The following is a 23252-nucleotide window of genomic DNA, read 5'->3' as shown; positions in this document are numbered from 1 at the left end:
TTGAGGAGATTGACTGTGGAACGCGAATACATGGAATTCGACGTCGTCATCGTCGGCGCCGGCCCCGCTGGCCTGTCCGCCGCGTGCCGACTGAAGCAGAAGGCCGCGGAAGCTGGTCAAGAGATCAGCGTGTGCGTGGTCGAGAAGGGTTCCGAAGTCGGCGCCCACATTCTCTCTGGCGCCGTATTCGAACCGCGAGCCCTGAACGAACTCTTCCCTGACTGGAAAGACCTGGGCGCCCCGCTGAACACCCCGGTAGCCCGCGACGACATCTATATGCTCAAGGATGCCGATTCCGCGATCAAGGTTCCCGGCCTCTTCGTGCCCAAGACCATGCACAACGAGGGCAACTATATCATCTCCCTGGGCAATCTCTGCCGTTGGCTGGCCCAACAGGCCGAAGGCCTGGGCGTGGAGATCTACCCGGGCTTCGCCGCCCAGGAGGCGCTGATCGACGAGAACGGCGTCGTTCGCGGCATCATCACCGGCGATCTCGGCGTGGACCGCGAAGGTCATCCGAAAGAGGGTTACTACACCCCCGGTATGGAACTGCGCGCCAAGTACACCCTGTTCGCCGAAGGCTGCCGTGGCCACATCGGCAAGCAGCTGATCAAGAAGTACAACCTGGACTCCGAAGCCGACGCCCAGCACTACGGCATCGGCATCAAGGAAATCTGGGACATCGACCCGGCCAAGCACCAGCCGGGCCTGGTGGTCCACACCGCTGGCTGGCCGCTGAATGATGAGAACCCGGGCGGTTCCTTCCTCTACCATCTGGAAAACAACCAGATCGTTGTGGGCCTGATCATCGACCTGTCCTACAGCAACCCCTTCCTCTCGCCCTTCGACGAGTTCCAGCGCTACAAGCACCATCCGGTGATCAAGCAGTACCTGGAAGGCGGCAAGCGCGTGGCCTATGGCGCCCGCGCCATCTGCAAGGGCGGCCTGAACTCGCTGCCGAAGATGGTCTTCCCGGGCGGCGCGCTGATCGGTTGCGACCTGGGCACCCTGAACTTCGCCAAGATCAAGGGCAGCCACACCGCGATGAAGTCCGGCATGCTGGCCGCTGACGCCGTGGCTGCCGCCCTGGCCGCTGGCAAGGAAGGTGGTGACGAGCTCACCGGCTACGTCGACAGCTTCAAATCCAGCTGGCTATATGACGAACTGTTCCGCAGCCGTAACTTCGGCGCCGCGATCCACAAGTTCGGCGCGCTGGCGGGCGGTGCTTTCAACTACATCGACCAGAACTGGTTCGGCGGCAAGATCCCGGTCACCCTGCGCGACAACAAGCCGGACTACGCCTGCCTGAAGCCGGCCGCAGAGTCCAAGCGCATCGAGTATCCGAAGCCGGACGGCAAGATCAGCTTCGACAAGCTCAGCTCGGTATTCCTCTCCAACACCAACCATGAAGAGGAACAACCCTGCCACCTGAAGCTGGCCGACGCGAGCATCCCGATCGCCAAGAACCTGCCGCTGTACGACGAACCGGCGCAGCGCTACTGCCCGGCCGGCGTATATGAGGTGGTGACTCAGGAGGACGGCGCCAAGCGCTTCCAGATCAACGCCCAGAACTGCGTCCACTGCAAAACCTGCGACATCAAGGACCCGGCCCAGAACATCACCTGGGTTGCCCCGGAAGGTACCGGCGGCCCGAACTACCCCAACATGTAAGCAGGCATGAAAAAGGCTCCCTCGGGAGCCTTTTTCATATCCACCTTCCGGCTACTCCGGCAGTGGTCCGATGGGGAAGAACTCGCCGCTACTCCACACACCCAGCCAGGTAATGCCATCGATCTGGCGCGGCTCCGCCAGTTCCACCAACTGGTAGAAGACGTTGCGATGGATCAGCGCTTCCAGGTTGGTCCGCACCAGGACGTAGGGCGACGGTTCCTGGGTTTGCGGGTCCAGCTCCACACGCAGCGGATGAACTGCACCGGCGACCACCTCATCCTCGACATTGGTGATGAAACGCAGCTGCTGCTCCCGCCCTGCCCCCTCCACCCGCAACTCGACCGCAACGAAGGGTGCGTCATCGACCTTGATGCCCACCTTCTCTACCGGCGTGACCAGGAAATAGTCCTCGCCATCCTTGCGGATCACGCTGGAGAACAGCTTGACCATCGGCTTGCGTCCGATTGGCGTGCCCAGGTAGAACCAGGTGCCATCGCGAGCGACGCGCATGTCGAGATCACCGCAGAACGGCGGGTTCCACAGATGAACGGGCGCGCCACCCGGCTTGTCGCCCTTGGGTATCTGCGCCAGCAAGTCACCGGCTTTGCCGGGATCGCTCATTTCAATCTCCTCAACGACTCAACCCGATCAGGCTGCGAGCATACTCTTCCAGCGGCGCGCCGATCAGGTCTTCAGGTTTCTCATCGTAAAACGTCAGAAAACCGCCACGATTGCGAATTCGGGCGGTGTCCACGAGATAACGGGTATTGGTCTCGATCAGCATCAACTGGATTACCCCACGATCGCGCCCGAGCCGATCCAGCGATTCCTCGTCTTCCCACTCCTCGACGGTTCCGATGCGGTCGTCAGCACTGGCGAATCGCGCGTACAGCAGATAATGCGCCCCGAATGCGCGAGCCTGTCCCATGGCCTCTTCCAGACCGGCAGGGCCCTTGGCGCGACGCACCATGGGGAAGTACTCGACGAAACCCCTGAACGCCTCTTCAGCGACCACGTTGGGGCGCGGATAGGCGGAACCCGGGGGCACGAAGTAGCCCTGCGCGATGTAGATGAAGGAGTCCGCCTGCAAGCGCCAGGGGCTGGCGCGACGGGTCTCGCTGTGGTCCAGGAATCCGGCATCGCTCAATTGCTCGCGTGTGCCTTCCGCCATGTCACTGACCTTCATGCAGCCCGCCAGGCCGAGAACTGCCAGCAACAGAATCATCCTACGCATCGTGTGTCCTCCAGGTGCCGGCGACGAAAAACCGGCAGATGGAGAACCAATGCAGCTTCCGCGCCATCAACCGCCAATGATCTTCATCACGGTGACACCACCGGAGAACGCCACGTCCTGCTTGTCGGCCAGCGCCTTGACCAGCAACCGCTGCAAGGCAGGCAGAGCCTCATGCCGTGGTTTTTCCAGCAGGTCGCCGACGTAGTGACGATTGCTCGATGACAGGCAACCGTGCAGCCAGCCGGTGGAGGACAGGCGCAAGCGGGAGCACGTCCGGCAGAAAGGTACGCTCTCGTTGGCGATCACGCCGAAATGGCCTTCACCCGGCACCCGATAACGCAGGGCAGTGGCATCCAGCGGCGCGCTAGCCTGAACGAACTCGTGGGACGTTCGGATCAATGCCAGCAACTCCTCCAGCCCTACGAACTGCTGATGGAAACCGTTGGGGTCGCGAGCGAGGTGTCCCATGCGCATCAATTCGATGAAACGCAGCTCGAAGCCCCGCTCCAGGCAATAGTCCAGCAGCGGCAATACCTGGTCGAGGTTCTTGCCACGCAGGGGGACCATATTGACCTTGATCTTCAGGCCGGCAGCTTTCGCTTCTTCCAGCCCTTGGAGCACGGTGGCCAGATCGCCGCCACGGGCGATGCCACGGAACTCGTCAGCATCCAGGGTATCGAGGGAGATGTTCAGCCGGCGTATGCCGCAATCCAGCAGCAGGGGGAGCTTGCGCGACAACAACTGGCCATTGCTGGTCAGGCTGATGTCCTCGAGACCAAGCTTGCTGACTGCGCGGAGGAACGGATCGAGCTTGGGGCTGACCAGCGGCTCGCCGCCAGTAATCCGCAGGCGTTCGATGCCGGCCGCCTCGATGAGGTAGGCCACGCCGCGCACCATGGCCTCGGCCGAGAGTTCATCCTGGGCCGCCACCAGCCTCTTGCCGTCCGGCACGCAATAGGTACAGGCGTAGTTGCAGGCGGCGGTCAGGCTGATACGCAGGTTGCGGAAACGCCTGCCTTGGCGGTCGACGATCATGGGACGCTCCGGCATGTGGTACACCGGAGTATATCCCTGCGGTCGACACGGCACATATCCGGGACCGCGTTATAGGCGCTCTGAATGCGTCAGCCCGCGGGCAACTCGCTTTCGCGCTTGCGCTTGTTGCCCATGCGGACGCCGATGTCCATGAGGAACTGGAAGAAGCCTTCCTGATCTTCCAGGACATTGCTCCAGAATGGCGAGTGGTAGAGCGCGACAGCGCCATGCACCAGTGCCCATGCGGCGCAGTAGTGGAAGTACGGCGGAACGTCTTCCAGCTTGCCTTCGGCGATGCGTCCCTTGATCAGCAGGGTCAGGCGCTCGAAGTTGGACGCGCGGATCTTGTGCAGTTGCTCGACCATCTCCGGCACCTGGCTGTTCTTCACCACCTTTTCTTCAAGGCGGTCGAACAGGCGATAGCGCTGCGGGTCGCGCATGCGGAACTCGAAGTAGGCGCGCGACAACGCTTCCTTGTCGCGGTCTACATCTGCGGAATGGAACAACGCATTCAGGTCGCGCTCGTAGTCGAGCATCAGGCGCAGATAGATCTCCGCCTTGGACTTGAAGTGCTTGTAGATGGTGCCTTTGCCGATACCCACTGCGTCAGCGATCATCTCGACGGTAACGCTGTCTTCGCCCTCTTCTAGAAAGAGCTTGAGGGCGGTGTCGAGAATTTCCTGCTCGCGGCGGCGGAACTCACGGACTTTACGGGGTTCTTTCTGCATAAAGGGACTGTGGGGTCAAAAATCAAGCCGCGTATTATGCCTATCTGGCGTAAAAATGCACGGATCATCCGACTATGAGCATATTGCAAGATGAGTTCGCCCACGCCGATGGGCTCCGCTATCTCAACCATGCCGCGGTTGCGCCCTGGCCCAAACGCGCGACTCGTGCGGTCCAGAGCTTCGCCGAAGAGAACTGGCGCCTCGGTGCAAGGGATTATCCAGACTGGCTCACCGTGGAACGTCGCCTCCGCGAACGCCTGGCCAGACTACTGAACAGTCCGACCACGGCTGATATTGCACTGGTCAAGAATACATCGGAAGCCCTTTCGTTCGTTGCCTTTGGTCTGGACTGGACGGCGGGTGATCAGGTGATCATCAGCGATCAGGAATTCCCGTCCAACCGCGTCGTCTGGGAAGCCCTGAAGCGCTTCGGCGTGGAAACGGTCCAGGTGTCGCTGGACGGAGCCGATCCGGAAGGTACGCTGCTCGCCGCGTGCGGCCCTCGCACCCGACTGCTTTCGATAAGCGCCGTGCAATACGCCAGCGGATTGCGCCTGGATCTGCACCGGCTCGGCCACGAATGCCGTCGGCTCGGCGTGCTCTTCTGTGTCGACGCCATTCAGCAGCTGGGCGCCCTGCCCTTCGATGTTCAGGCCATTGATTGCGCCTTCGCCATGGCCGATGGGCATAAATGGATGCTTGGACCGGAAGGACTGGGGGTTTTCTATTGCCGCAGTGATCTGCGAGAACAACTGAAGCTCCATGAATACGGCTGGCACATGCTCGAGCACCCCGGTGACTACGAGCGCGTCGACTGGGAGCCGTCCCGTACAGCGCGACGCTTCGAGTGCGGCAGCCCCAACATGCTTGGCGCGATGGCGCTGGAAGCGAGCCTGTCATTGCTGGAAGAGGTGGGCATGGACCAGGTTGCTGCGGCGCTCGCCGAACGCGTCCAATGGCTGCAAGACGGATTGGCGCAGATCCCCGGTATCCAACTGTTGAGCCCGCTGAATCCCTTGCGTCGCGCCGGCATCCTCACTTTCCGCCTGGATGGCTGGGACAATCAGCTGCTGTTCGAACGGCTCCGGGCGGAACAGGTGGTGTGCGCCCAGCGCGGAGGGGGAATCCGCTTCTCACCGCACTTCTATACGGAATCCCACGTGATAGACGAGACGCTCGCGCTCTTACGCCAGATGGCAGACGCATGAGGACTCAGCCGGCGCCGGCGTATTCCAAATAGGTTTAAGAAACGCCGCTGCACTGTCTGGACGCATGGGGATATTGACCGATACTTCTTCTTACTGGCGCGCGGCATCTCCCCCCAAGTGCCCAGCCAGTCGAGGAACCGTGGATCGCGTTCCTTTGTTTTACTCCTAATGGTCTTGACCCGGATTCATCCCCCAGAACCCGGGTTTTTTTTGTGCGCGTTTTTTCGAGTGGTTTCCGCAGCCGCTTCAGCCGCGCCGCGCGAGGGGGAACAGGCGCAGATAGTTCTCGCTGGTCTGCTCTGCGAAAGCTTCGAAGGGAACCCCACGCAAGTCAGCCAGGAACTCCGCCACCTCACGTACGTACTGCGGCAGGTTGGGCTTGCCGCGATAAGGCACGGGCGCGAGATACGGTGAATCGGTTTCCACCAGCAAGCGATCCGCCGGGACCTGGCGCGCGACGTCGCGCAGCGCGCTGGCATTGCGGAAGCTGACGATTCCGGACAGGGAGATATAGAAACCGAGATCCAGCGCTGCGCGCGCCATTTCCCAGTCTTCGGTAAAGCAATGCAGCACGCCGGCCTGCGGCAGTGCTGCCTCACGCAGAAGAGCAAGGGTATCGGCACGGGCTTCGCGGGTATGCACGATGACAGGCTTGCCGGTGACCTTCGCCGCCTCCAGATGCAGCCGGAAGGCTTGCTGCTGGAGCTCAGCTGCCTCGGGTTCGTAGTGGTAGTCCAGACCTGTCTCACCGATTGCCACGACCCGCGGATGCTCCAGCTCGCCCAGCAACCATTCCAGCGCCAGGGATTCGCCCGGCTGCAGGTCAAGGGGGTGAACACCGACCGAGCAATGCACGTCATCGTAGCGCTCGGCCACCGACTTCACGGCAGCAGCATTGTCGGCACTTACGCCAATGCAGAGGAACTGGCTGACGCCACGGGCACGAGCGGCGTCGAGGGCGGCGTCCAGGGAACCACCATGGGCGCCCAGATCAAGGCGGTCCAGATGGCAATGGGAGTCGATCAGCATGGTCAGGCTCCAGGCGCAGGCGCCAAGCTTCAAGCCTGTCGCTTTCAGCCCGGGCCCGGCGGCCGGTTACATCGTATGGGTGGGACGGTCGGACTTGAGGGCGCCGGCGAGATAGGTCTCGATCTTGTTGCGCGCGCCACTGTCGCCATCATTGAACTGGACGCCGATGCCCGCTGCGCGGTTGCCCTGGGCGCCCTTGGGGGTGATCCAGACCACCTTGCCGGCGACCGGAATCTTCTCCTGCTCATCCATCAGGTTGAGCAGCATGAATACTTCGTCGCCGAGCTTGTAGGTCTTGTTGGTCGGAATGAACAGGCCACCGTTCTTGATGAACGGCATGTAGGCGGCGTACAGCACGGACTTGTCCTTGATGGTCAAGGACAGAATCCCGTTACGCGGGCCCAGGTTCGGCGGCAGGCTCATACGGTTTTCCTGGCAAGCTGGTTCAGCCACCGATTCTAGCCCGGCCCGGGCAGGCTTGCCCACTGGACCAGAAGAGCTTCGAGAAGCAAGACACGGTTGAGGTTGGCCTTGTTGAGGACTTTCTGACGTTGTTGCAGCAGCCAGTCCTGCATGGCCAGGACTTTACTTTGCGGCGCCTTGTCGGCCAGGTACTGCACCACCTTGCGCATATCGTTGAGCCCGAGCCCCGCTTCGTCACGGGTGAGCTGGTAGCGCAGCATCAGTTGGGCCCAGTCGCAAAACCAGTCGAACAGCAAAGGCAAAGGCACGGCGTTCCAACCTTCTGCCAACTGACTGGCACCCGCCTGCTGCTTGAGCAGCTTCTTCACACCATCCACGACTTCGGCACGCTGGGTACGCACGCCCTGCCCTTCGAGGCGCAGCGCCGAAAGCGGAGAGCCGCCGGCGAGCACCAGCAACTCGCTCAGTTCCTCAGGCGGCGCGTCGGGCAATGCTGAACCCAACCATGCCAGGCTCTGCGCCTCGCTCGGCAATGGGCAGGCCTGCTGTACGCAGCGGCTCTTGATGGTCGGCAGCAGCCGGCTCGGCTGGTGGCTGATCAACAGCAGCACCGTATCGCCGGACGGCTCTTCCAGGCTCTTGAGCAGGGCGTTGGAGGCATTGAGGTTCATTGCCTCGGCCGGCTCCAGCAGCACGACCTTGCGTCCACCGAGCTGCGCGGTCTGAACGACGAATCCCACCAGTTCGCGGACCTGGTCAACGCGAATCGCCTTGTCCGCTTCCTCTGGCTCGAGGACGAATGCGTCGGGATGCGTACTGGCCGCCAGCAACAGGCACGCCTTGCACTGACCGCAGGCATCGAGCCCGTTGGGACTCTGGCACAGCAGGCGCGCCATCAGGCGCTCGGCCAAGGCACGCTTGCCGATACCGGATGGCCCGTGCAGCAGGTAGGCGTGCGCGTGTTGCGGACGGCCCGCCAGCTGCTGCCAGAGCGCGGTTTGCCAGGGATAGGCGTCAGCCATGGCAGCGCACCAGCAGATCGGGAATCAACTTATCGAGATTGGCCTGCACTTCCCCCAGCGTCAGCGACGCATCGACGACCTTGTAACGGTCCGAAGCGGCCTGAGCGCGCTGCAGATAAGTCTGCCGAACGGCTTCGAAGAAGCTGCGCTGCTCCTGCTCGAAACGATCCAGGCGGCCACGGGCGGCGGCCCTGCTCAAGCCGATCTCCACTGGCAGGTCGAAGACCAGGGTCAGGTCCGGACGCAAGTCGCCCTGGACGAAGTTTTCCAGCTGGGCGATACGCTCGCTGGACAGGCCGCGACCACCGCCCTGATAGGCGTAGGTGGCATCGGTAAAGCGGTCGCAGAGCACCACCGCACCTCGCGCCAGGGCCGGCTTGATCACGCCCTGCAGATGCTGGGCACGGGCGGCGAAGACCAGCAGCAACTCAGTGTCGGCGCCCATGGTTTCGTCGCTGGGGGTCAGCAGGAGTTCGCGGATACGCTCGGCGAGCGGCGTACCGCCCGGCTCCCGAGTCAGTACGACCTCGATGCCATGGCTACGCAGGCGCTCTGCAAGGTACTCGCGATTGGTGCTTTTTCCGGCGCCTTCGGGGCCTTCCAAGGTGATGAACAGACCGCTCACTGGGTGTCCTTATTCATTGCGGGGTGGGACTGGAGCGGTAGTCGCTGCGGCGCTTCATCTGGAAGTCACGCACGGCCTGATTGTGCTCGCCCAAAGTCTCGGAGAATACATGGCTGCCATCGCCACGGGCGACGAAATAGAGGCTTTTCCCTGCCACGGGATGCAGCGCGGCATGGATGGCTTCACGCCCAGCGAGGGCAATGGGGGTTGGCGGCAGGCCACTGATCACGTACGTGTTGTAGGGGGTCGCCTCACGCAGGTGATCGCGGGTCAGGTTGCCGTTGTAGCGCTCGCCCAGGCCGTAGATGACGGTCGGGTCAGTCTGCAGCAGCATGCCGCTATTGAGTCGGCGCACGAACACGCCGGCAATCTGCCCGCGCTCGTTGGGCACTCCGGTCTCTTTCTCGACCAGGGACGCCATGATCAGCGCCTGATAGGGGTCGTTATAGGGCAATTTCTCGGAACGCTTGCCCCACTCCTCGGCCAGCACCTGGTCGAGACGATCCCGCGCCTGCTTCAGCAGGTCGATGTCGCGCATGCCGCGCACAAAGCGATAGGTATCCGGGAAGAAGCGACCTTCGGGGTATTCGCCCGGGCGCCCCAGGCGAGCCATCAGCTCAGCATCGCTGACATCGGTCAGCGTCTGCTCCAGCTTGGCCTGCTTGGCCAGGGCGGCGCGAACCTGGCGGAAGTTCCAACCCTCCACCAAGGTCACGCTGTACTGCACCACTTCGCCACGCCGCCACAGTCCCAGCAGATCGGCGGCGCGCATGCCTGGCGTCAAGCGATACTCACCGCTGTGCAGGGACTCGCCGGCCAGGTTGAAGCGCCAGTACTGGCGCAGCCAGAACGCGTTGTTCAGAACCCCTTCCGTCTCCAGGCGATTGAGCAGGCCACCGGGCGTAGCGCCAGCCGGCACATCCAGCATCCGCTCGGCGGAGATGTTGAGGGGTTGCTCAAGGGTGACGCGCTGCTGCCAGCCGGCAAAGGCAATCAGCAGACCGGCAAGGAGCAGGCCTGCTTCCAGCATCAGCAGGAATTTGCGTATCACGAATCAGATATCCAGTAGCTCGCGGGCGATGACCTGAAGTTTACGGGTCAGCGGCCCGACCGGCCAGTGATGCCCTGTTACAGAACGCACCGGCCATACGCCGAAGAGGCTGTTACAGAGAAAAACCTCATCCGCCTGGAGAAACTCGTCATAGGTGATATCGCGCACTTCGGCCTGGAGACCTTCCGCCTTGGCGCTATCCAGCAGCGCAGCGCGCATGACACCCGCGACTCCGCAACGGGAGAGATCAGCGGTGAGCAGTATGCCGTCACGCACCATGAACAGATTGCTGAACACACCCTCGATCACACGACCAGACAGATCGCGCATCAGGCCTTCGGCGTGCTCGCCATCCTGCCATTCGGCACGGGCCAGGACTTGTTCAAGCCGGTTGAGGTGCTTGAGGCCAGCCAGCATCGGTTGTTCGGCGAGTCGAGTGGCACAAGGGAAGAGTCGGACGCCCTGCTCCGCATTGCTCTCTGGATAAAGCGGAAAGGCAGCGCTCTGCAGAATGCGCCGGGGCAGCGCGACAGGCGGCGGAGCATAACCACGCAGCCCATCGCCACGCGTGACCATCAGCTTGGCGACGCCTTCACCCAATCCAGCCGAGAAGGCCACCAACTCCGTGCGCATCAATTGCAGGTCAAGTGGAATACCCAGGCGCTGGCAGCCGTCGGCGAGCCGCGCCATGTGGTACTCGAGAAGCGGGGGTCGGCCGCCACGTACGGCGATGGTTTCGAAAAGCCCATCGCCGTAGGCCAGACCGCGATCCTTGATGGACAGCGAATCAGCCGGATGGCCGTCAACCCAATTCGGCATCAGCCCACGAACCGGCGGAACACCAGGGAACCGTTGGTGCCACCGAAGCCGAAGGAGTTGGAGAGTACGACATCGATGGGCATCGAGCGTGCTTCATGGGGCACGAAGTCGAGGTCGCAACCTTCGTCCGGCTCTTCCAGGTTGATGGTCGGCGGCGCCACCTGATCACGCAGCGCGAGGACGCTGAAGATGGCTTCCACCGCACCCGCCGCACCCAGGAGGTGACCGGTCATGGACTTGGTGGAGCTGACTGCCAGCTTGTACGCATGCTCACCGAACACAGACTTGAGCGCCATGGCTTCAGCGATATCGCCGGCCGGGGTCGAAGTACCGTGGGCATTCACGTACTGCACCTCAGCGGCATTCAGGCCAGCGTCGCGCAGGGCGTTGCTCATGCAGCGCGCTGCACCCGCACCGTCTTCCGGCGGCGAAGTCATGTGATAGGCGTCGCCGCTCATGCCGAAGCCGATCAGTTCGGCGTAGATGGTCGCGCCACGGGCTTTCGCATGCTCCAGTTCTTCGAGGACCAGCGCGCCGGCACCGTCGGAAAGCACGAAACCGTCGCGGCCCTTGTCCCAGGGACGGCTGGCACGGGTCGGGTCGTCATTGCGAGTCGACAGCGCACGGGCTGCGCCGAAACCACCCAATCCCAGGCCACAGGCAGCCATTTCAGAGCCACCCGCGACCATCACGTCCGCCTCGCCATAGGCGATGTTGCGCGCAGCCATGCCGATGCAGTGGGTGCCGGTGGTGCACGCCGTGGCAATGGCGTAGTTCGGCCCCTGGATACCCAGGTGGATCGACAGGAAGCCGGACACCATATTGATGATCGAGCCAGGCACGAAGAACGGCGAGATACGGCGCGGCCCTTGCTCATGCAGGGATTTGCAGTTGTTCTCGATGTTCGTCAGGCCACCGATCCCGGAGCCCATGGCCACGCCGATGCGCTCCCGATTGGCATCGGTAACTTCGAGACCTGAGTCACGCACAGCCTGGAAGCTTGCAGCGAGGCCGTACTGGATGAACAGGTCGAGCTTGCGCGCCTCTTTGGCCGACAGGTATTCCTCGACATTGAACCCCTTCACCGAACCACCGAAACGGGTGGTATAGGCGGACAGGTCCATATGCTCGATGGGGCCAATGCCACTGCGGCCAGCCAGAATTCCCTGCCAGGTGCTCGATACATCAGTACCCAGCGGCGACAGCATGCCAAGGCCAGTGACCACGACGCGTCTACGCGACACAGCGATCTCCTTCTTCAATCTCTACACGGCGGTTGATTCGGATAAACAGACTGTTGAAAAGCTCGGCAGGTAACGCGCAAACCGCAGATTTTCAACAATCGGCTTAAAGAAAAGCCGCACGCCCAGTCGGGTCGTGCGGCTTTTCCGCGTCGGGGAACCGACGACTACATTACTGCGCGTGGGCGTTGATGTAGTCGATGGCTTCCTGAACGGTGGTGATCTTCTCGGCTTGCTCGTCCGGGATCTCGGTCTCGAATTCCTCTTCCAGAGCCATCACCAGCTCAACGGTGTCAAGGGAATCGGCGCCCAGGTCTTCAACGAAGGAAGCGCTGTTGGTGACTTCGTCTTCTTTGACGCCCAGTTGCTCGGCGACGATTTTCTTGACGCGTTCTTCGATGGTGCTCATACCGTGTTTTCACTCCTATGGAAAAATCCGTGCAGCTGGGGCTGCAGTGTATAGAAAGGGTTTTCCGCATTTCAAGCAGAACGCCTGAACCCCTTCAGGATCGCCGCAACGAAATGTCTATAACCCTGCTGCACTTATATAGCGAATTCTAGACAGCCCATATGACATCTTCCTGAAGGGATTCGTCACATTCAGCTCATGTACATGCCGCCGTTGACCGGAACCGTTGCGCCGGTGACGTAGGCAGCACCGTCGGAAGCGAGGAAGCCCACCACCTTGGCAATCTCCTCGGCCTGGCCCAGGCGACCCAGCGGGATCTGGGTCAGCAGCGCATCGCGCTGGGCGTCCGGCAGCTCACGGGTCATGTCGGTGTCGATGAAGCCAGGGGCCACCGCGTTGACGGTGATCGCACGGGAGCCGACTTCGCGGGCCAGGGCACGGCTGAAGCCTTCCAGGCCAGCCTTTGCGGCGGCGTAGTTGGTCTGGCCGGCGTTGCCCATGGCACCCACCACCGAACCGATATTGATGATGCGACCCCAGCGAGCCTTGGTCATGCCACGCAGCACGGCCTTGGACAGGCGGTACAGGCTGTTGAGGTTGGTGTTGATGACGTCGAACCACTCGTCGTCTTTCATGCGCAGCATCAGGTTGTCACGGGTGATGCCGGCGTTGTTCACCAGGATCAGCGGCTGACCCAGGTGCTGCTGGATATGTTCCAGGGTGCTGGCGACCGATTCGTCATTGCTGACGTCCAGGACCAGGCCGGCACCTTCGATGCCGTTGTCCTTGAGGAACTCGGCGATACGCTCGGCGCCGGAAGCGGAGGTCGCGGTGCCGATCACCACGGCACCCTGACGGCCCAGTTCGAGGGCGATAGCCTGGCCAATGCCGCGGCTCGCACCGGTGACCAATGCCACCTTACCTTGCAGACTCATAGGTCTTCTCCTTGTTCAGGCCAGCGCGGCACGGGCGGCCGCGAAAGCATCAGGGGTATCCAGATTGTGGGTGTTGACACCCTTCACGCAGCGCTTGTTCAGACCGGACAGCACCTTACCCGGACCACATTCGACGAGGTCGGTAACGCCACGCTCAGACAGACTGACCATCGACTCTACCCAGCGAACCGGGCTGTAGAGCTGAGCCAGCAGGTCACGCTTGAGCTCGGTGAGGTCGGCCACCACGGAGGCGCTGACGTTCTGCACCAGCGGAATTTGCGGCGCCTGCCAGTCCAGCGCGTCGACGGACTCAGCGAAGCGCTCGGCGGCCGGCTTCATCAGGGCGCAGTGAGAAGGCACGCTGACCGGCAGCGCCATGGCGCGCTTGGCACCACGAGCCTTGCACGCTTCGATGGCGCGCTCGACGGCCGCAGCGGAACCGGCGATCACCACCTGGCCGGGGGCGTTGAAGTTGACAGCGCTGACCACTTCACCCTGGGCGGCTTCGGCACATGCGGCCAGCACATCGGCATCTTCCAGACCCAGGATGGCGGCCATGCCGCCCTGCCCTGCCGGAACGGCCTGCTGCATCAACTGACCGCGACGCTCCACCAGCTTCACGGCATCGGCGAAGCCCAGGCTGCCTGCAGCCACGAGGGCGGAGTACTCACCGAGGCTATGGCCGGCGACGTACGCGGGGCGTGCACCACCCTCGGACAGCCACAGGCGCCACAGGGCGATGGATGCAGTGAGGATGGCTGGCTGGGTCTTGTCGGTCTGGTTGAGCTGCTCTTCCGGACCTTGCTGGGTCAGCGCCCAGAGGTCATAGCCGAGCGCCTCGGAGGCTTCGGCGAAGGTATCCAGGACCAGCTTCTGCTGGCCCCCCTGCTCGGCCAACATGCCCAGAGACTGGGAACCCTGACCGGGAAATACGAAAGCGAGGGATGCGGACATTGACTGAGGTCCCTTATCTGGCGGTATAGGGAGATTGACGCCTGGCATAGCCAAGCGCACGGAACTGACATTTGGATGACAGGCTGCCGGTAGCGGTCACATCCTACAGCAACAGATGCTCCAGTCTGCCGTGAAGGCGCTGCGGGAGATTCTCGCGCACCTCGATCAGCGCGCGACGAATGGCGCTCTGGAAGCCTTCAGAGCCGGCCGAACCATGGCTCTTGATCACGATGCCCTGCAGCCCCAGGAAGCTCGCCCCGTTATGGCGTGCCGGAGTCAGATCCGTCCGAAGACGGCGCAGCAACGGCAGGGCCAGCGCACCTACCACCCGAGAAGCGAGGGTTTCGTTGAACAGCGCTTCCATTCGAGTGGAAATCATCGAGGCCAATCCTTCGCTGGACTTGAGCAGGATATTGCCGACGAAACCGTCACAGACCACCACGTCGGCCTCGCCCCGATAGAGGCCATCGCCTTCGATATAGCCGATGTAGTTGAGACCTTCGGCCTGCTGCAGCAGGCTCGCCGCAAGCTTGACCTGCTGGTTGCCCTTGATGTCCTCGGTTCCGACATTCAGTAATGCGATGCGAGGACCAGGAGTGCCGAGCGCCTCGGCTGCAACAGCCCCCATCACGGCGAACTGGTAGAGATGCTCGGCACTGCAATCGACGTTGGCGCCCAGGTCGAGCAGATGGCAATGCCCCCGCGCCGTGGGAATGGCACTGACCATGGCAGGGCGATCGATGCCGGGCAGGGTCTTCAGCACGTAGCGCGACAGCGCCATCAGGGCACCGGTATTGCCAGCACTGACACAGGCCTGGGCTCGCCCATTGCGCACAAGATCGAGGGCGACACGCATCGAGGCATCGGGCTTGCCGCGCAGGGCTTGTGCCGGGCGCTCATCCATGGCGATCACTTCGCTGGCGTGTTCGATTTGCAGGCGCTGGCGATCGACCGCAGGAATGCGGGCAACGAGTTCTTCAAGGAGGGGAGCTTGGCCGACGAGGACCAGGTGAAGCGAGGGGAATTCAGCCAGACAGGCGACGCTGGCTGGAACAATGCAGCGGGGACCGTAGTCCCCGCCCATTGCATCAATCGCGATGATCGAGGCGGCCAAGGATTACTCGGCAGCGCCCTTGTCGATCACTTTGCGACCGCGGTAGAAACCGTCCGGGGAAACGTGGTGGCGCAGGTGAACTTCACCAGTGCTCTTCTCTACGGACAGGGCGTTGGCTTCGAGGGCGTCGTGGGAACGACGCATGTCGCGTGCCGAGCGGGATTTTTTGTTCTGCTGAACAGCCATAATCAATTAACTCCTAAACGTTTGGGTCACGCTTTAACTGCGCCAGTACGCTGAACGGGTTGGACCGCGGTACCTCGTTCTCGCTCGGCTCGGGCTCATTGGTGCCCGCCGGCTGCTGGCAATCTTCAGGGTCATGGGCCGGAACAATGGGCAGGGCAAGCAACAGCTCATCCTCGACCAGAGTCATCAGATCCAACGGATCCTCACCCACTTCCAGCACGTCATAGCCCTTCGGCAGCGACTGACTGTCCGCCCCCTCCCTCACCACGGCGTAATCACACTCGCTGTGGATGTTCAGGGTGACCAGCTCTAGACAACGCTGGCAAACCATCTTGACCTCGACGTCAATCCGGCTGTGAATAACGACAGCACGACGCTCGTCACGGGCGAACGCGAGGCTTGCATGGATGCTGCCCGCGTTGTCCGCTAGGGGATCGCAGAGTCGCTCCAGACTGGCGAGCGCAATGTCACCCTCTAGAGTGACTTCGCGGTCCGCCAGCTTGCGCGGATCTACATGAGGTGGAATCGGCCCATTCAACATAGGCGCGACATTCTAGGGACGAGCCCCTGCCCTGTCAAAAGAATTTCCGCATTGTCCGCGCGCGACGGGCCTCTATAGAATTTCCCGCCTCTCAGACCGGAGATTGCCATGCTACCCCTGGTGCTTGCATCCAGCTCACCCTACCGACGCGAACTGCTCGAACGCCTGCGACTGCCTTTTACCTGGGGCGCACCCGCTATCGATGAAAGCCGTCAGACGGATGAACCCGCCGAACAACTGGTGCGCCGCCTGGCACTGGAGAAAGCCAGAGCCCTTGCCAGCCAGAACCCGAACCATCTGATCATCGGCTCGGACCAGGTCGCCGTGCTGGGCGAGCAGATCCTCGGCAAACCCCATGATTTCGAACGCGCCCGCAATCAACTACTGGCAGCTAGCGGAACCAGTGTTAGCTTCCTGACCGGCCTCGCCCTCGTGAATAGCGCTACCGGCCATTACCAGGTGGACTGCGTGCCCTTCACCGTGCACTTCCGCGAGCTGGACGCCGAACGCATAGGCCGCTATCTGGAAGCGGAGCAACCCTATGATTGCGCCGGCAGCTTCAAGGCAGAAGGACTAGGTGTCAGCCTGTTCCGCGCGACCGAAGGCCCGGACGCCACCAGCCTCGTCGGCCTGCCACTGATTCGACTCGTGGACATGCTGCTCGCCGAAGGCGTACAGATTCCCTGATTCCCCCATATAGAAGGAAGAAAGCCCGGCTTCTGGCCGGGCTTTCTTATTTAGCAGACGCGAAATCAACGCAAGCTCGGCCCCTGGAACCCCATCCAGAGCGCCAACCGCTCGGCAACACTGGCACCGAACTTTTTCGAGAAGCGATCGAAGGGCGACTCCTGCACGGTGTAGTCGACGATCTCTTTCGCGCCGATGACCTCGCGCGCAACGAAACTGGTATTACCGAGCTTGTCGACCAGACCAAGCGCCAACGCCTGCTCACCCGACCAGACCAGCCCACTAAAGAGCTCGGGATGCCCATCGACCTTGAGCCGATCGCCACGTCCCTTTTTCACGCTCTCGATGAACTGCTGGTGAGTGGTATCCAGGACGCCTTGCCAGAACTGGGTTTCCTCAGCTTTCTGTGGCTGGAACGGGTCCAGGAAGGCCTTGTGCTCGCCCGAGGTATAGACGCGGCGCTCAACACCCAACTTGCCCATGGCATCGACGAAACCGAAGCTCGCCGCAGTGACACCAATAGACCCGACCAGGCTCGCCTTGTCGGCATAGATCTCGTCCGCCGCACTGGCAATGTAATACGCACCGGACGCGCCAAGGTCAGTGATCACCGCGTAAACCTTGATGTCCTTGTGCTCCGCACGCAGCCGACGGATCTCGTCATAGATGTAACCGGACTGCACCGGGCTACCACCCGGACTATTTATCCGCAGCACGACACCCTTGGTCTTCGGATCCTCGAAAGCCGCACGTAGGCCGGTCACGATGTTGTCGGCACTCGCAGCCTCTTCGTCGGCGATCATTCCACGGACCTCGACCAGCGCCGTGTGCTCCTGGCTGCGCGCAGCGCTTTTCTGCAGATCGAATGCCGGCCAGAACAGCGCGAGGGCGACAAAGAGATACAGGAAGGTCAGGGACTTGAAGAAAATACCCCAGCGCCGGGCACGACGCTGCTCCTGGACTCCCGCCAGGACAGCCTTCTCCAGCAACTTCCAACTCTTCTGCTCCGCCTTGTCGGCAGGCGCTTCTTTCCATTCGTCAGACATAAAGCTCCACCTCTCGGGATTGCCGGCTCAGGTCACCTTCCAGCCAGTGACGCAGCTCCTCGAAACGCTCGATCGCCAACCTGGGCGACTCCTTGAGCAACTCAGCAAGCGGCTGGGCGCCATACCCAACCGCCACGGAATCCACCCCAGCCCGATGCGCCATGCGCAAATCGAAGGGAGAATCCCCCACCATCACAGCCTGCTCGGCAGTCACTCCGCAATGCGCAAGGATTTCATGCAGCATGCGTGGATCAGGTTTGCTCGCGGTCTCGTCCGCGCAGCGAGTGACATCGAAGTAATCCAGCCAGCCACGCCCGGCCAGCACATGCTCCAACCCCCGGCGACTTTTGCCGGTGGCCACCGCCAGACGATAGCCCTGGGCACGGAACACCTCCAGCGCCTCAGCCACCCCCTCGAACAGCGGCGAAGGCTGGCACTCCAGCGTGTTGTAGTGCTCACCGTAACGCTGCCGGAATGCGTCTATGCGCCGGGGATCTTCGAGTTCTGGATAAAGCGTCGCGATCGCCTCCGGCAGACCGAGCCCGATGATGCCCTTGATAGCCGCATCATCTCGCCACGGAAGTCCGGAAACCTCTGCAGCCACGCGCATGGACTCGACGATACGGGCGATGGAATCAACCAAAGTGCCGTCCCAGTCGAAAATCAGCAGCTGGTAATCAGGCACCGAGACGCTCCAGGGTTTTCTGCCACATCTCGTCAACCGGAGCCTCCAGCTTCAACTCACCCCCATCAGGGAGACTGATCGCCAGGGAGTGTGCGTGAAGGAACAGGCGCTTGCCGCCCAACTCACGAACCTCACGAGTGAAATCCTCGTCGCCGTACTTGGGATCGCCGGCAATGGAATGGCCGGCATGCTTGGCGTGCACACGAATCTGATGAGTACGCCCGGTAATCGGGCTGGCTTCCACCAGGGTGGCGAACTCTCCGAAACGGCGCACGACGCGAAACTCGGTAAGCGCCTCCTTGCCTTCCGGATTCACTTCGACCATGCGCTCGCCGGAACGCAGATTGTTCTTCATCAACGGCGCACTGACTTTCTTCTTCGAAGTCGGCCAACTACCGCGCACCAGCGCCAGATAACGCTTGTCGACGCCATCGCCGCGCAGCGCCTCGTGAAGGTGACGCAGCATGCTGCGCTTCTTGGCGATCATCAGAAGCCCGGAGGTGTCGCGATCGAGGCGGTGCACCAACTCGAGATCCTTGCTCTCCGGACGCAGTTGACGAAAGGCTTCAATCACCCCGAAGCTGAGACCGCTCCCGCCGTGCACGGCAATGCCGGCCGGCTTGTTCAGCACGATCAGTGCTTTGTCTTCGTAAACGATCGCACTTTCCAGGCGCTCCAGCAGACCTTGGGCCACTGGTGCCGGCTCGTCCGGCTCGGACAAACGCAGCGGCGGAACGCGGATGATGTCGCCCGCCTGGAGTTTGTACTCTGGCTTGATACGCCCCTTGTTCACGCGGACTTCGCCCTTACGAAGGATGCGATAAATCAACGTCTTGGGCGCACCTTTCAAATGAGTGCGTAGGAAATTGTCGATGCGTTGGCCGGCATATTCCGGCGCAACCTCAAGCAGCTGGACGCTGGAGGCTGGAGAGGCAGGAGTGTTCATTTGCGCATCATAACAATTTTTTATGGATTTGAAGCACTTAATGATTACTGCTATAGTCGCGAACGCCGCCAAAAGCGGCCTGGTTTCGGGGTGATCGCCAAAACTGCCACCCCCAACCGCTGCAACCCTTTCAGGACGTAAGGCCGTCCGACAGAAAATTCGCTGCAATGACTGCGAATTTTCAGAAACCAAAGCCTTGAGCCATGACGCGTGATCGTCCCTTTCCTTTGGGAGATCACGGTAAATGCAACCCGCTACGGATTCAGCGAGCGGCACCCGATTTTCAAGGGATAAGTGTAGGGTGGAGATGCATAACCGTCGGACTGCGTAGTTTCAAGACGCTTCATTTCGTCCGCTTCCGACCGTTGATTCCTCCTCCTGAACAAGTGCTTCTGTCACGACAGCAAGCAGGAGACGTAGTCGCGATTCCGGTCCCTTTGACTGGAGCTCGCTGGACACTGGAGTGGCACGCCGCTCCTGACACGCACCTGACACCGACCGCGAGAGTCGTGTGCGCCAATCGCCGTTTCCGGTAGCCCGGAAACCCATTGGTACCACATGAAAAGAATGCTGATTAACGCGACTCAGCCCGAAGAGTTGCGTGTTGCTCTGGTCGACGGCCAACGCCTGTACGACCTGGACATTGAATCGGGTGCCCGCGAGCAGAAAAAGGCCAACATCTACAAAGGCCGAATCACTCGTATCGAACCCAGCCTTGAAGCCGCCTTCGTCGACTTCGGCGCCGAGCGCCACGGCTTCCTGCCCCTGAAAGAAATCTCCCGCGAGTACTTCAAGAAGTCCCCCGAAGGCCGCATCAACATCAAGGAAGTGCTCAGCGAAGGCCAGGAAGTCATCGTCCAGGTCGAGAAAGAAGAGCGCGGCAACAAGGGCGCTGCCCTGACCACCTTCATCAGCCTTGCCGGTCGTTACCTGGTGCTGATGCCGAACAATCCCCGCGCCGGCGGCATCTCCCGTCGCATCGAAGGCGAAGAGCGCAACGAACTGCGTGAAGCGCTGAACGGCCTCAACGCTCCGGCCGACATGGGCCTGATCGTTCGTACCGCCGGCCTGGGCCGCTCCAGCGAAGAGCTGCAGTGGGACCTGGATTACCTGCTGCAACTCTGGAGCGCCATCAAGGAAGCTTCCGGTGAGCGCGGCGCTCCCTTCCTGATCTATCAGGAAAGCAACGTCATCATCCGCGCCATCCGCGACTACCTGCGCCAGGACATCGGTGAAGTGCTGGTCGACAGCGTCGAAGCCCACGAGGAAGCCCTGAGCTTCATTCGCCAGGTGATGCCGCAGTACCAGAGCAAGATCAAGCTCTACCAGGACAGCGTTCCGCTGTTCAACCGCTTCCAGATCGAAAGCCAGATCGAAACCGCCTTCCAGCGCGAAGTGAAGCTGCCGTCCGGTGGCTCCATCGTCATCGACCCGACCGAAGCCCTGGTGTCCATCGACATCAACTCGGCTCGTGCGACCAAAGGTGGCGACATCGAAGAAACCGCCCTGCAGACCAACCTGGAAGCGGCTGAAGAAATCGCCCGCCAGCTGCGCCTGCGTGACATCGGTGGCCTGATCGTCATCGACTTCATCGACATGACCCCAGCCAAGAACCAGCGTGCAGTGGAAGAAAAAGTCCGCGAAGCCCTGGAAGCCGACCGCGCCCGCGTTCAGATCGGTCGTATCTCGCGCTTCGGCCTGCTGGAAATGTCCCGTCAGCGCCTGCGTCCGTCCCTGGGCGAGACCAGCGGCATCGTCTGCCCCCGTTGCGACGGCCAAGGCATCATCCGTGACGTGGAATCCCTCTCGCTGGCCATCCTGCGCCTGATCGAGGAAGAGGCCCTCAAGGACCGTACCGCCGAAGTCCGCGCCCAGGTGCCGATCCCGGTCGCCGCGTTCCTGCTCAACGAGAAGCGCAACAGCATCACCAAGATCGAGCTGCGCAGCCGTTCGCGCATCGTCATCCTGCCGAACGACCACCTGGAAACCCCGCACTTCGAAGTCCAGCGCCTGCGCGACGACAGCCCGGAAGTGCTGAACAACCAGTCCAGCTACGAAATGACCCCGGCCGAGGTGGAAGAAGTCCAACCGGTCAGCTCCACCCGCACCCTGGTTCGCCAGGAAGCGGCGGTGAAGACCGTTTCCCCCGAGCGCCCGGTTCCGGCACCGACCGCAGTCGCTCCGCAAGTCCAACCGGCACCGACTCCTGAGCCCAGCCTGTTCAAGGGTCTGGTCAAGTCGCTGGTAGGCCTGTTCGCCGGCAAGGAAGAGCCCAAGGTCGAGGCTGAGAAGCCTGCTGCCGAGCGCCAGCCGCGTGGTGAAGAGCGCCGCAATGGCCGTCAGCAGAACCGTCGTCGCGATGGCCGTGAAGGCCGCGAACCTCGTGAAGGCCGCCGCGAGGAAGATCGCAAGCCGCGTGAAGAACGCCAGCCTCGCGAAGAACGCCAACCTCGCGAAGCCCGTGAAGGCCAAGAGGGCCGCCGCGAGCGTCCGGCCCGCGAAGAGCGTCAGCCACGTGAAGAACGCCAGCCTCGCGAAGAGCGTCAGGCTCGTGAGCCCCGTGAGGAGCGTCAACCGCGCGAAGAGCGCCAGCCTCGCGAAGAGCGTCCGGTTCGTGAGCCCCGCGAAGAGCGTCAGCCGCGTGAAGCCCGTGAACCTCGTGAGCCCCGCGAACCGCGCGAAGGCCAGGAAGGTCGTCGCGAGCGTGGCGAACGCGCCGAGCGTCCGGCCCGCGAAGAGCGCCAGCCGCGTGAAGAGCGTCAACCTCGCGAAGAGCGTCAGCCGCGTGCCGAACTGGCCCAGGCCGAGCCAGTCGACGAGGAACTGCTGAACAACGAAGAGCTGCTGCAGGACGACGATCTGGAAGGCTCCGATGACGAGCGTCCTCGCCGCCGTTCCCGTGGCCAGCGCCGCCGCAGCAACCGCCGCGAGCGTCAGCGTGAAGCCAACGGTGATGAGCTGGTGGAAGGTCAGGAAGACGGCGAAGCAGCCCCGGTTGCTGCCGCTGTTGCCGCCGGTGTAGTTGCCGCTGAAGTTGTTGCCGAAGCCGTCACCGAAGCCCCGGCTCAAGCCGAAGCTCCGGTTGTCGAAACCGCGGAGACCGAAGTTGTGGTCGCCCAGGTCGAAGAAACTGCTGCGTTCGTTGAGCAAGCTCCGGTGGTCGAAGCGACCGTGGTGGAAGCACCCCAGGCCGTTGAATCCGCCCCTGCTGCTGAAGTCGTGGTAGAAGCACCTGCCGTTGTCGAAGAAGCTCCGGTCGTTGCGCCGCAGCCTGAAGTACCGGCAGCCCAGGCTCCGACCAGCACCGGCCGTGCCGCCAACGATCCGCGCGAAGTGCGTCGTCGTCAGCGCGAAGCCGAGCGTCTGGCCAAGGAAGCCGAAGAGTCATCCGCCAAGGCCGTCGAAGCTGTTGCTGCCGCCGAACCGGTTTCCGCTGCTGCTCACGCCGTCGCAGACGTCGAAGAAACAGTGGTAGCTGCCGAGCAGAAGGTTGAAGAAACCGTCGAGCAAGCAGTAGAGACCCCGGCTGAACAGCCTGAACAACTCGCGCTCGTGACTGAAGCCGAAGTACCGGCGCAAGCCGAGACCAAGGCCGACGAAGAAGAGAAGGAAGAAGCCAAGGACGAGACTAAACCAGTCGTCTGAAGCTTTTCCTGAATGAAA

At 62.1% G+C, this 23252-nt stretch carries 24 protein-coding genes; 4 read left to right on the top strand and 20 right to left on the bottom strand.

The genetic code is table 11. The annotated features are described in order from the left end of the window. Positions 1 to 15 precede the first annotated feature (15 nt). Positions 16 to 1671, top strand: coding sequence for an electron transfer flavoprotein-ubiquinone oxidoreductase (locus DM872_RS25630; protein WP_179062044.1), 1656 nt, complete (start codon positions 16 to 18; stop codon positions 1669 to 1671). 51 nt (positions 1672 to 1722) lie between these two features. Here DM872_RS25630 and DM872_RS25625 read toward each other — a convergent pair whose 3' ends face one another. The 4 genes from DM872_RS25625 to DM872_RS25610 form a co-directional block, all read right to left on the bottom strand. Beyond that, complete coding sequence (locus tag DM872_RS25625) at positions 1723 to 2292, bottom strand: DUF1285 domain-containing protein (RefSeq protein WP_179062043.1); 570 nt, start codon at positions 2290 to 2292, stop codon at positions 1723 to 1725. A gap of 10 nt (positions 2293 to 2302) precedes the next feature. Further along, on the bottom strand, positions 2303 to 2905 hold the full coding sequence (locus DM872_RS25620; protein ID WP_179062042.1) for a DUF4823 domain-containing protein: 603 nt from the start codon (positions 2903 to 2905) through the stop codon (positions 2303 to 2305). A gap of 66 nt (positions 2906 to 2971) precedes the next feature. After that, entirely contained in the window at positions 2972 to 3940 is a 969-nt protein-coding gene (locus DM872_RS25615) for a GTP 3',8-cyclase MoaA (protein WP_179062195.1), read from the bottom strand. Between the two features lie 89 nt (positions 3941 to 4029). Next, positions 4030 to 4668 (bottom strand): TetR/AcrR family transcriptional regulator, encoded by a 639-nt coding sequence (locus tag DM872_RS25610; RefSeq protein WP_179062041.1) that lies wholly within the window; start codon positions 4666 to 4668, stop codon positions 4030 to 4032. A 74-nt stretch (positions 4669 to 4742) separates the two neighbouring features. On the opposite strand from DM872_RS25610, the gene DM872_RS25605 reads away from it, so the two are divergent. Beyond that, positions 4743 to 5876, top strand: a complete 1134-nt coding sequence (locus DM872_RS25605) for an aminotransferase class V-fold PLP-dependent enzyme (RefSeq protein ID WP_179062040.1) — start codon at positions 4743 to 4745, stop codon at positions 5874 to 5876. A 246-nt stretch (positions 5877 to 6122) separates the two neighbouring features. Here the strand turns inward: DM872_RS25605 and DM872_RS25600 are convergent, their stop codons facing one another. The 13 genes from DM872_RS25600 to DM872_RS25540 all read right to left on the bottom strand — a co-directional run bounded on the left by DM872_RS25600 (position 6123) and on the right by DM872_RS25540 (position 16225). Then, entirely contained in the window at positions 6123 to 6905 is a 783-nt protein-coding gene (locus DM872_RS25600) for a TatD family hydrolase (RefSeq protein ID WP_179062039.1), read from the bottom strand. A 66-nt stretch (positions 6906 to 6971) separates the two neighbouring features. After that, positions 6972 to 7328 carry a PilZ domain-containing protein gene (locus DM872_RS25595; protein WP_028627861.1) on the bottom strand — a complete coding sequence of 119 codons (357 nt, stop codon included), beginning with the start codon at positions 7326 to 7328 and terminating at the stop codon, positions 6972 to 6974. Positions 7329 to 7363: 35 nt separating this feature from the next. Continuing rightward, positions 7364 to 8350 carry a DNA polymerase III subunit delta' gene (locus DM872_RS25590; protein WP_179062038.1) on the bottom strand — a complete coding sequence of 329 codons (987 nt, stop codon included), beginning with the start codon at positions 8348 to 8350 and terminating at the stop codon, positions 7364 to 7366. Further along, on the bottom strand, positions 8343 to 8975 hold the full coding sequence (gene tmk / locus DM872_RS25585; RefSeq protein ID WP_179062037.1) for a dTMP kinase: 633 nt from the start codon (positions 8973 to 8975) through the stop codon (positions 8343 to 8345). The genes DM872_RS25590 and tmk overlap by 8 nt, the downstream gene beginning before the upstream one ends. A gap of 13 nt (positions 8976 to 8988) precedes the next feature. Then, positions 8989 to 10026, bottom strand: coding sequence for an endolytic transglycosylase MltG (mltG, locus tag DM872_RS25580; protein WP_179062036.1), 1038 nt, complete (start codon positions 10024 to 10026; stop codon positions 8989 to 8991). A 3-nt stretch (positions 10027 to 10029) separates the two neighbouring features. Further along, the gene (pabC, locus tag DM872_RS25575) at positions 10030 to 10845 is read right to left on the bottom strand and encodes an aminodeoxychorismate lyase (protein WP_179062035.1); all 816 of its coding nucleotides are present in this window, start codon (positions 10843 to 10845) and stop codon (positions 10030 to 10032) included. Continuing rightward, on the bottom strand, positions 10845 to 12089 hold the full coding sequence (gene fabF / locus DM872_RS25570) for a beta-ketoacyl-ACP synthase II (RefSeq protein ID WP_179062034.1): 1245 nt from the start codon (positions 12087 to 12089) through the stop codon (positions 10845 to 10847). Before fabF ends, pabC begins: the two co-directional genes overlap by 1 nt. A 169-nt stretch (positions 12090 to 12258) precedes the next feature. Then, a complete protein-coding gene (gene acpP / locus DM872_RS25565) occupies positions 12259 to 12495 on the bottom strand; it encodes an acyl carrier protein (RefSeq protein ID WP_016493661.1) in 237 nt (78 codons plus the stop codon). Between the two features lie 191 nt (positions 12496 to 12686). After that, positions 12687 to 13430, bottom strand: coding sequence for a 3-oxoacyl-ACP reductase FabG (fabG, locus tag DM872_RS25560; protein WP_179062033.1), 744 nt, complete (start codon positions 13428 to 13430; stop codon positions 12687 to 12689). 15 nt (positions 13431 to 13445) lie between these two features. Further along, entirely contained in the window at positions 13446 to 14384 is a 939-nt protein-coding gene (gene fabD, locus DM872_RS25555) for an ACP S-malonyltransferase (RefSeq protein ID WP_179062032.1), read from the bottom strand. 103 nt (positions 14385 to 14487) lie between these two features. Next, positions 14488 to 15498: a phosphate acyltransferase PlsX gene (gene plsX, locus DM872_RS25550; protein WP_179062031.1), complete on the bottom strand. Its 1011-nt coding sequence runs from the start codon at positions 15496 to 15498 to the stop codon at positions 14488 to 14490. 3 nt (positions 15499 to 15501) lie between these two features. Next, the gene (gene rpmF, locus DM872_RS25545; RefSeq protein ID WP_044870244.1) at positions 15502 to 15684 is read right to left on the bottom strand and encodes a 50S ribosomal protein L32; all 183 of its coding nucleotides are present in this window, start codon (positions 15682 to 15684) and stop codon (positions 15502 to 15504) included. Positions 15685 to 15697: 13 nt separating this feature from the next. Continuing rightward, entirely contained in the window at positions 15698 to 16225 is a 528-nt protein-coding gene (locus tag DM872_RS25540) for a YceD family protein (RefSeq protein WP_179062030.1), read from the bottom strand. Between the two features lie 108 nt (positions 16226 to 16333). On the opposite strand from DM872_RS25540, the gene DM872_RS25535 reads away from it, so the two are divergent. Beyond that, on the top strand, positions 16334 to 16912 hold the full coding sequence (locus DM872_RS25535; RefSeq protein ID WP_179062029.1) for a Maf family protein: 579 nt from the start codon (positions 16334 to 16336) through the stop codon (positions 16910 to 16912). A gap of 65 nt (positions 16913 to 16977) precedes the next feature. Here DM872_RS25535 and sppA read toward each other — a convergent pair whose 3' ends face one another. From sppA to rluC, 3 genes are read right to left on the bottom strand one after another with little or no spacing between them, the layout of a single operon-like run. After that, positions 16978 to 17958: a signal peptide peptidase SppA gene (gene sppA / locus DM872_RS25530; RefSeq protein WP_179062028.1), complete on the bottom strand. Its 981-nt coding sequence runs from the start codon at positions 17956 to 17958 to the stop codon at positions 16978 to 16980. Next, complete coding sequence (locus tag DM872_RS25525; protein ID WP_179062027.1) at positions 17951 to 18643, bottom strand: HAD-IA family hydrolase; 693 nt, start codon at positions 18641 to 18643, stop codon at positions 17951 to 17953. The genes sppA and DM872_RS25525 overlap by 8 nt, the downstream gene beginning before the upstream one ends. Continuing rightward, complete coding sequence (rluC, locus tag DM872_RS25520) at positions 18636 to 19589, bottom strand: 23S rRNA pseudouridine(955/2504/2580) synthase RluC (protein WP_179062026.1); 954 nt, start codon at positions 19587 to 19589, stop codon at positions 18636 to 18638. The genes DM872_RS25525 and rluC overlap by 8 nt, the downstream gene beginning before the upstream one ends. Positions 19590 to 20147: 558 nt before the next feature. Here rluC and rne point away from each other — a divergent pair. Beyond that, positions 20148 to 23234 carry a ribonuclease E gene (gene rne / locus DM872_RS25515; RefSeq protein ID WP_179062025.1) on the top strand — a complete coding sequence of 1029 codons (3087 nt, stop codon included), beginning with the start codon at positions 20148 to 20150 and terminating at the stop codon, positions 23232 to 23234. The last annotated feature ends 18 nt before the right edge of the window (positions 23235 to 23252 follow it).

The organism is Pseudomonas taiwanensis, assembly GCF_013393345.1.
GTDB classification, from domain to species: Bacteria; Pseudomonadota; Gammaproteobacteria; order Pseudomonadales; family Pseudomonadaceae; genus Metapseudomonas; species Metapseudomonas resinovorans_C.
The sequence above is the reverse complement of the archived record's forward strand: the minus strand, read 5'-3'. Positions and strand labels throughout refer to the sequence as shown.